This window comes from Acetonema longum DSM 6540 (assembly GCF_000219125.1).
GTDB lineage: Bacteria > Bacillota > Negativicutes > Sporomusales > Acetonemataceae > Acetonema > Acetonema longum.
Genome location: NZ_AFGF01000091.1, coordinates 1 through 8,362, shown reverse-complemented (window position 1 = coordinate 8,362; position 8,362 = coordinate 1). Strand labels below are relative to the sequence as shown.

The 8,362-nt window shown below is 44.3% G+C and carries 8 protein-coding genes and 2 pseudogenes; 6 read left to right on the top strand and 4 right to left on the bottom strand.

The genetic code is table 11. The features are described 5' to 3' along the window. Positions 1-180 precede the first annotated feature (180 nt). Together ALO_RS22445 and ALO_RS10775 are read left to right on the top strand one after the other, a co-directional pair. The gene (locus ALO_RS22445) at positions 181-342 is read left to right on the top strand and encodes a hypothetical protein (protein WP_004095614.1); all 162 of its coding nucleotides are present in this window, start codon (positions 181-183) and stop codon (positions 340-342) included. After that, positions 329-1,606 (top strand): Y-family DNA polymerase, encoded by a 1,278-nt coding sequence (locus tag ALO_RS10775; RefSeq protein WP_004095612.1) that lies wholly within the window; start codon positions 329-331, stop codon positions 1,604-1,606. Before ALO_RS22445 ends, ALO_RS10775 begins: the two co-directional genes overlap by 14 nt. A 168-nt stretch (positions 1,607-1,774) precedes the next feature. Here ALO_RS10775 and ALO_RS10770 read toward each other — a convergent pair whose 3' ends face one another. Together ALO_RS10770 and ALO_RS21425 are read right to left on the bottom strand one after the other, a co-directional pair. After that, positions 1,775-3,184: a DEAD/DEAH box helicase gene (locus ALO_RS10770; RefSeq protein ID WP_004095610.1), complete on the bottom strand. Its 1,410-nt coding sequence runs from the start codon at positions 3,182-3,184 to the stop codon at positions 1,775-1,777. Positions 3,185-3,312: 128 nt separating this feature from the next. Further along, complete coding sequence (locus tag ALO_RS21425) at positions 3,313-3,612, bottom strand: zinc-ribbon domain containing protein (protein ID WP_072031838.1); 300 nt, start codon at positions 3,610-3,612, stop codon at positions 3,313-3,315. 383 nt (positions 3,613-3,995) lie between these two features. Here ALO_RS21425 and ALO_RS10760 point away from each other — a divergent pair, with 383 nt between their 5' ends. After that, on the top strand, positions 3,996-5,144 hold the full coding sequence (locus ALO_RS10760; RefSeq protein ID WP_004095608.1) for a YbfB/YjiJ family MFS transporter: 1,149 nt from the start codon (positions 3,996-3,998) through the stop codon (positions 5,142-5,144). A gap of 106 nt (positions 5,145-5,250) precedes the next feature. Here ALO_RS10760 and ALO_RS10755 read toward each other — a convergent pair whose 3' ends face one another. Further along, on the bottom strand, positions 5,251-6,117 hold the full coding sequence (locus ALO_RS10755) for a LysR family transcriptional regulator (protein WP_004095600.1): 867 nt from the start codon (positions 6,115-6,117) through the stop codon (positions 5,251-5,253). Positions 6,118-6,313: 196 nt separating this feature from the next. Here ALO_RS10755 and ALO_RS10750 point away from each other — a divergent pair, with 196 nt between their 5' ends. The 3 genes and pseudogenes from ALO_RS10750 to ALO_RS10740 all read left to right on the top strand — a co-directional run. Then, entirely contained in the window at positions 6,314-6,514 is a 201-nt protein-coding gene (locus tag ALO_RS10750; RefSeq protein ID WP_004095598.1) for a tautomerase family protein, read from the top strand. A gap of 135 nt (positions 6,515-6,649) precedes the next feature. Next, positions 6,650-6,838: pseudogene (locus ALO_RS10745) on the top strand (PEP/pyruvate-binding domain-containing protein); the annotation flags it as partial. 136 nt (positions 6,839-6,974) lie between these two features. After that, positions 6,975-7,567 (top strand): annotated as a pseudogene (locus ALO_RS10740) (PEP-utilizing enzyme); the annotation flags it as partial. A 187-nt stretch (positions 7,568-7,754) separates the two neighbouring features. On the opposite strand, the gene ALO_RS10735 reads toward ALO_RS10740, so the two are convergent. Further along, positions 7,755-8,207, bottom strand: coding sequence for a DMT family transporter (locus ALO_RS10735; RefSeq protein WP_004095589.1), 453 nt, complete (start codon positions 8,205-8,207; stop codon positions 7,755-7,757). Between the last annotated feature and the right edge of the window lie 155 nt (positions 8,208-8,362).

Here is an 8,362-nt window from a genome sequence, read left to right as displayed (position 1 = left end):
AGTGATTGTTAGCTTGCTTGATGGTATGGAGATTGAATGGCCGGCTAGGGTGGTCTTGATGACCACCTTAGCCGGTTTTATTTCCATTCAGGTTAGGAGAAATTACCAGACCCATCGATATTTACACAGAACATATGTTTTAGTATTATGTAATTATGTAGTAACTGGAGGTGGATAGTGATGAAAGAATATACGATAGATTTACTGAGTCTCCCGATTTACCAGCAGATGATTCGGATATTTTACGTCGACCGGTGTATGGTAAAGTGGGCGGGAATGCTCCTGTCTGAGCACAATGAGCAGATGAAAGAGACAGAAGGCAAAAGCGATGGGGCTCGTTGATTTTTCTTGTTTTCCCCGCAGGAGCGTATTGTGCATCGACGTAAAATCATTCTTTGCGTCCGTAGAGGCGGTTCGACGGGGGCTTGACCCACTGGAAGCCTATATTGCTGTAGTATCGGATTTAAGGAGAACCGGTGCGGTCGTACTGGCCAGCAGTCCGAAGGTTAAATCGAAATATAATATCAAGACCGGAAATCGGCTCTTTGAAATTCCCAAGCGTTCCCCGGTTATGTTAGTAGAACCAAATATGACGTTATATATCAATATGAACCAGGCTATACAAAATATATTTCGTCGATTCGTATCAGATGAAGATCTACACGTCTATAGCATTGATGAGTCCATATTGGATGTTACCGCATCGTTAAATTTGTTTGGACCCGCAGAGGCGATTGCCCAAGCCATCTTAAAGACGGTGAAGAATGAGTTGGGTCTTATTGTGACTATAGGCATTGGCGATAATCCGCTTTTGGCAAAACTGGCACTGGATAATGAAGCTAAAAAGCGTCCGCCGTGGATTGCAAAATGGACGTATGAGACGGTGCCGGAAACGGTATGGAGAATACAGCCACTGACTGCGTTTTGGGGCATATCCAGAGGATACGATGAGAAACTCAAGCGAATGGGTATTTATACGATTGAGGGGCTGGCTCACGCCAATCCAGTACGGTTGCAGAAAACACTAGGCGTAATAGGATTGCAGTTATATTACCATGCATGGGGATTGGATGCCAGCATCATCAGCCAGAAGGGACGGCCGAAAAGTAAATCCTATAGTAAGAACCAGATATTAATGCGAGATTATTATGTAAAAGCAGAAATTCTAATGATCATCAAGGAAATGGTGGGAGATGTATGCACTAGGCTGCGCAAGCACCAGGAAAAATGCCGAGAGATATATTTGGGGATAGGATACTCGGATAGAAATTTTAAGATGGGTTTTACTGCGCGAATTAAGCTGCTTCGCCCGGAACACTCAACGGATATCATTAGTGAAGCGGCACGCCAGGAGTTTATTAAGCGGTGGCAGGGCGAACCGGTACGATCGGTAAATATTACTGCTGGGAAAATCGTGTCACAAGGACTTGAGCAGTTGGAACTATTTTTTGAAGGAGAGGAAAAGAAACATGCGATAGATAGAGTAGTAGATGATCTTCGGAAGCGATTTGGCAAAAAAACGATCTTTTATGCTGGGTCGATGGCTGGTGGAACCTTCCTTGAACGGGCGGATTATGTGGGCGGACATAAAGGAAAAAGTGAATGATGTTAAGAGGACCGATTGCCTGCCTCTCATCACATGATTATAAATTATTGATGCTTAACTACAAAGAAAATAAGCAGAATGCATATTTTGACTATGTATAAAAGGCGAAAAAAAGGCCAGGAGGGCGCAACGGTGCGCCGCTCCTGGCTCTTGCTGTTCACAGACCTGCTAATACTTCCGTGATTTACTACGCGGTTTCGTTTTTAAGGCGAAGTGTCCTGACTCGGCTGGTCTTTCTCGGCGGCCGGCGGAACGTACTTTCAATGGCGTCTCTCCCGAAAGCTTAACAGGGGTTGTGTCTGGTTCTTTCGTCATCAGTTTTAACGCTGCTGACAGTAACGAAACTGAGTCGAAGTCTGTCAAGAGTTCTTCGGCACGGCCCCGATATTGATCAAGGTTTCCTTCCTGAACCTGACGTAGCAGTTTTTCGACGGCCAGGCGTTGCTGACCTTCGACCGCTTCTGCCATGCTGGGAATAGGCATTCGGCTAATTTTGCGTTTAGTGGTTTGTTCGATATACCTTAGATGACCTAATTCCCGTGGTGAAACGAAGGTGAGGGCCAGCCCGGCGTGACCGGCGCGACCGGTGCGGCCGATGCGGTGAACATAGCTGTCGGGATCTTGCGGGATATCGAAGTTATAGATATGGGTTACGCCGCTGACATCAAGCCCTCGGGCGGCAACATCCGTAGCGATCAACACATCGATCGTTCCCTCCCTAAACTGGCGGAGCACTATCTCACGTTTCCCCTGGGTAAGATCGCCATGGATGCCGTCTACCAGATAACCCCGTTTTTTCAGCGCTTCTGTCAGTTCGTCGACGCGGCGCTTGGTGCGCCCGAACACAATGGCAAGCTCTGGGTCCTGCATATCGAGCAGGCGGCAGAGAACGTCAAACTTCTGATTGTCCTGAAGTTCGATGTATTGTTGCTCAATCAGTGGGACGGTCATTTCCCGGGCTTTGACCTGGATCAAAGCAGGATCGTTTTGAAATTTCCGGGCCAGATTCTGAATCTGTTTTGGCATGGTGGCTGAGAAGAGGATTGTCTGCCGCCCTGCCGGAGTTGCCGCAAGTATATTTTCGATGTCCTCAATAAAGCCCATATTAAGCATTTCGTCAGCTTCATCAAGGACGACGGCTCTGACTTCTTCAAGCCGGATTGTCCGGCGTTCCATATGATCCATCAGCCGTCCGGGAGTAGCCACAACAATTTGCGGATGCCTTTTTAAGGACTTGATCTGGCGTTGGATGTCCTGGCCGCCATAGATCGGCAAAGCCTGGGCATCGGTGAACTGGCCGATTCGGTTAAGCTCCTCTGCAACCTGTATGGCCAGTTCGCGGGTGGGGGTTAAAATGATTGCTTGCACGGTTTGCGCGTTTCGAGTTGTTCTTTCGATTAGCGGAATTCCGAAGGCGGCGGTTTTACCGGTGCCGGTTTGGGCCTGCCCGATTAAGTCGCGGCCTGCGGCTAGAACAGGAATACATTGCTCCTGTATGGGAGTGGGCTCCTCAAACCCCATCTCATGCAATGCCCTGATTATTCTATCGCTTATTCCTAATGATATAAATTTATCCAATCTAAATTGCCTCCTTGTTTGTGATGACCGGTGTTATTAGTGTTGCCACCGGCAATTCGTGGTATGTAGCAGATCTCTGCTTTAAAATAAGGAAACTCCCCTGCCGGAAGCAAGGGAGTTTAGATCTCCTAGTATCGTCTATTGTTTTGACTGAAACAGTCTCGGCAGTAAACGGGGCGGTCGTTGCTCGGACGGAAAGGGACTTGGGTCTGGACGCCGCATGCGGCGCAGGTAGCGTCATGCATTTCTCGTTGTTGATAACCACCGCTGCGGCCGCCGCTGTTTTGCTGTTTACGCGCAGCCCGGCATTCGGGGCAGCGTCCCGGTTCGTTGGTGAATCCTTTTTCGGCGAAGAAATCTTGCTCGGAAGCGGTGAAAACGAAGTCGGTACCGCAGTCGCGGCAGGTAAGGGTTTTGTCTTGTGCCATATCAGTATAGCCTCCTCAAATGTTTTGCCCAAATAGTTATGGAGAATACTCATCGGGCTTCCCAGATTGAGAAGGACTAATGAAAATTCATCGTGCATATTGTATGAGCTATTAAACTATAACCTAAATACTGGCCAGTGTCAAGTAGAAATTGTTAAGATAACGGCGGACGAATTAAATTTAGCATCAACAGCGGCTAAAAATGCCTTGCATCTTGCACTCTTCAGAAGTTTTTCCTTTTAAGTAATGCTAAATACGATAAAAGGCGGTGCGAATACAGGGCCATAGTTAAATGTAATGGCTATCATAGATATTATTCGCTTCTATTAATGGCTGTTTTTTTATAACATAAGATTGTATTTTCGGACAGGGGGGTGAACAAATTGAAAAATAGTTATAATATTTCCATTGTTATCGGTGGAATTTGTGTATTAAGCTTAGCCATGGGGATTTCAAGATTTGGATTTACACCCATTATTCCGTTAATGCAAAGAGATATTGGAGTATCAGAATGGAATATTGCAGTTATGGCTGCGACAAATTATCTGGGTTATTTGCTCGGAGCTTATATTTCGCGAAAACAATGGGTAAGAAGTCATTTAAGAGTTTGTTTAGGTGGCGGAATTGTTGCTAGTGTAATTTTGCTGGTCGCTATGCCACTGACATTAAACAATCTTCTTTGGGCTTTGTTAAGACTGTTCTCCGGATTTTTTAGCGCCATTTTATTTGTTGTTGCCTCGAGTATTGCTTTAGGCCAAGGGCGAAGTGATCAGGCGGGATATCTTTACAGTGGAGTCGGCATTGGCATTGCATTTACCGGTATATTTGTCCCGCTGTTTGATTGCTTAGGCGGCTGGACATTTTCTTGGCAGGGATTGGCATTGGGCGCAAGCTTATTTGGAATTGCAGCATGGTATACTTTATCGAAAGTGACGTACTCTGAAGCTCGAGGGACAGGACAATCACAATCCCGCAATTGCTTTACAAGAGATTATCAGTGGTATGCTCTTCTGCTCAGTTACGGACTAGAAGGTATAGGTTATATTATAACAGCTACATTTATTGTGCAAATGATAAAATCAATGCCGGAACTCAGTCATATTGCCAATCAGAGTTGGGTGCTGATTGGCCTGGCGGCAGCCCCGTCGACATATCTTTGGGCACAGATTGCCAAAAAAACAAATATAAAAGTAAGTCTTATGCTGGCTTTCGGCATACAAGCGATAGGAATTCTTCTGCCGGTTATACTTCACAATCAATTAAGTGCATTAGCTGGAGGGGCGCTGTTTGGCGGGACTTTTATGGGCATAACCAGTCTTGCTATAACTTTGGCGCACGAGTTGCAGCCCAATGCCCAAATGCAAGCTCTTGGAGAATTGACGACCATATATGCCTTGGGCCAAATCATAGGGCCTATTGTCGCGGCATATCTTCAAAGCCATTTTAATATTTTAGCGCCTAGCATTTTTGCTGTTGTGGTTTTAATGCTTGCATTATTAGTCCTGATGACACTAAGAATAAAGAAGAAGTAGGGAACGCTAATGCCATATCTAAACCGTAAGTTTAGTTGTTATAGCGTAGGCTATGTCGTTTTAGAGGATCTGTGCCCTCGCTTTCAGCCGGCTTCTGATATTGCATTTACCGTAGATTTTTTATTAAATCAACAAAATTAGTTATCGCTGCCGTTGGTATTGTATCTTTTCTTTGTATCAGCATTGTTGTGCACATTCGTAGATGAGGCGGCAGTTCATAAGCGGCCAGAGCGCCTGATTGAAGCTTATCTTCTATAACTGACTTGGGCAAAAGGGAGATGCCAATACCCGCTGATACTCCTCCGATGATTGCCTCCAAAGAACCAAATTCAAATCGTCGGAACGGGATAAATGCAGTCTCCCGTAAATACTGCTCGAGCAATGAACGATAATAACAGCCAGGACGGAAAACTAATATTGTTCTGCTTTTTATAATCTCCAGGATGTCTTGGGGATGGTCTTTTTTCTCGGCAACCAGGACCATCTCTTCTTTAAAGCTTTCAGTTTCGATGATTTCAGGGTGGTTGATAGTCGTTCCGACAAAGGCCAGATCAAGTTCGTAATTCAGAACCTGATTGATTAAGTAATCAGTGGGGCCTGTTTGAAGTGACAGTTCGACCTGGTCATGTAACGAGTGATATTTTTTTAGCAGCGAAGGAAGACGAGTAGCAGCCGTTGTTTCCATAGCACCAATATGTAATAAGCCGCCGGGAACTTCGCTAGGATGCAATTGAGTATATAACTCTTCTATGAGTTGTGTGATTTTGAACCCTTGCTCCTGAAATATTTGACCCGAAGGAGTCAGCTGTACTCCCTTCGCATTACGATAAAACAGAGTTACCCTTAATTCTGCTTCCAATTTTCGGATGCGTGCCGTGACACTTGATTGCGCATACCCCAGAGCTTCCGCTGCTTGGGTCATGGAACCGTGTAATGCCACTTCACGGAATACTTTTATATCGTCTAAATCCATTGTATCAGCCTTTCTATAGATAAATCCGTTTTCTATATTGTATGATGATCGTTTATAATGATAGCCTTATGGTAGCATAAAAAGGTAGTGTTGGCTAGTTAGCGGTAAAATCAAAAAGGTCGGGATGAAGACTAATGCGAAAAGGCAGGTGTAGTAGTGTTGATGACACTAAAAATAAGAAGGGTGGTGAAAAATAATGCCATATGTAAACATTAAGATTACCAGAGAGGGAGCGACGGTTGAACAAAAAGCGCAATTGATTCAGGGGGTGACTCAACTCTTGGTAGATGTACTGGGAAAGAATCCAAAAACTACCGTTGTTGTGATTGATGAGGTTGATACTGACAATTGGGGAATTGGTGGGGAAACTGTTACTATATTACGGAAAAGAAAATAGATGATACTCTTAGATGTAACAGTGAAAAATAATTCTAATCCTTTGCGGAATGTAGTAGAGATTGCAAGCGTTTACGAATTGATAGAAGAGGCTTCCTGATTGGTTTTGATAACAAACAACGAAGGAGGAATATGTTTGCATTCTTTCATGCTTAGTTTTCAGGAGATCGATAAAACAAAGCGTATGGCAGCCGGCGGCAAGGGCGCCAACCTGGGGGAGCTATCCAGGATTGACGGGATACAGGTGCCGGATGGTTTTTGTGTTACTACCGAAGCGTATAAAAGAATCACTGACCAATCGCCTGCGTTTAACGTATTACTGGATGGGCAGATTTTGAGCCTCACGCGCATGGGCAGAAAAATCGAGGCACATTTTTTAGCTCTTCTATCGATGCTTGGGTACACTTAATCAGATCAAAAATGATTGTCAAAAAGTTATCATTTTTTACATGTTTCAAATACTCGAAGCCGAACAACTGGTACAAGCAGGTGTTATTCATGAAAAGGAAGATATTATCTCACTCTGGAAGAACTTCGCGAAGCCGTTCGCACAAATAAACTGGATTACCCGGGTTGCTTGGCCGGGCAGCAAGCAGAGCTTGCGACCAGGCAGATCATCCGCCAGCGAAAAGACGAGTACAAATACTATGAAAAACTAACTCCTCCCCGTGTTATTACGTCTGATGGTGAAATCATCGCAGGTGAGTATAAACGACAAAATCTCCCGGCCGAAGCTATTGCAGGGCTGCCTGTTTCTTCCGGAGTGATAGAGGGACGAGCGCGTGTCATCTTAAATATGGAAGATTCCGGTTTGGAAGACGGGGATATATTGGTCACCTCTTTTACTGACCCCAGCTGGACACCATTGTTTGTATCCATTAAAGGACTAGTTACCGAAGTTGGTGGACTGATGACTCATGGAGCGGTTATCGCCCGTGAATATGGCTTACCGGCAGTTGTCGGAGTAGAAAGTGCTACCAAGCTGATCAAGGATGGCCAACGAATTCGTGTGCATGGAACAGAAGGGTATGTAGAATCCTATAATGGAAACTGACTTTACGGGCTGTGGGACAATATGTTTTATGTTCCGCAGACAAAGAATAAAACATCAGGCTCTTAGGTCTGATGTTTTTGCTGTTTAAAAAGAATAAAGTTTAGAATACATCAAATAACGGCAATTTCAAATGATATCTCGCGATCTGCCTGTAGAAGTCTGTTTAAACAGGAATGTAAGCCGAGATTTAGTGTGTCTGTATTGTATATACGCCAAGAATTAAAAAAGTTACGCCCAGTATTCTGGCTGTATTTATGGTATGCGTCGTCCCGAGAATACCGAAATGATCAATGATAAGGGCAAAAAGAATCTGCCCCGCGATCATAAGACTGAACAAGTTAGCGAAACCAATTTTAGGAGAAGCAACAACAGTTGTGAGAATGTAGAATGCGCCTAGTAAGCCTCCGGTCCACATCCACCAGGTTGTTTGCATGACGTGATGAAGTGAGGGTGAATTCTGAAATCCTAATTTTACAGCAATCAGATAAGTAGCGAATAGGCCGACTGTACCGACAGCAAAGCTGACGGTAGACGTCAAAAGCGGACTGGCAAGAATTGATAATAATTTCCCATTAATAGCTGCCTGTGTGCTGATGGCTGTTCCTGATAGAAATGACAATAAATAATACATAAAGTTCATGACTCACACCTCATTTTTATAGTTAAGTGACCTTGTAAGTTAGCGGCACTTTTATTATAATAATTTTTAATATATAATAAAAATTGATATCCAATATAAATGGGTATAAGGTGTAGTTATATGACGATCAATTTAGAACTTTACCGTATCTTTTG

Excerpts from the sequence above, each read along its gene's own strand:
- ALO_RS22445 (WP_004095614.1), top strand. The coding sequence starts at position 181 with ATGAAAGAATATACGATAGATTTACTGAGTCTCCCGATTTACCAGCAG.
- ALO_RS10755 (WP_004095600.1), bottom strand. The coding sequence starts at position 6,117 with ATGGATTTAGACGATATAAAAGTATTCCGTGAAGTGGCATTACACGGT.
- ALO_RS10735 (WP_004095589.1), bottom strand. The coding sequence starts at position 8,207 with ATGAACTTTATGTATTATTTATTGTCATTTCTATCAGGAACAGCCATC.
- ALO_RS10775 (WP_004095612.1), top strand. The coding sequence starts at position 329 with ATGGGGCTCGTTGATTTTTCTTGTTTTCCCCGCAGGAGCGTATTGTGC.
- ALO_RS21425 (WP_072031838.1), bottom strand. The coding sequence starts at position 3,612 with ATGGCACAAGACAAAACCCTTACCTGCCGCGACTGCGGTACCGACTTC.
- ALO_RS10750 (WP_004095598.1), top strand. The coding sequence starts at position 6,314 with ATGCCATATGTAAACATTAAGATTACCAGAGAGGGAGCGACGGTTGAA.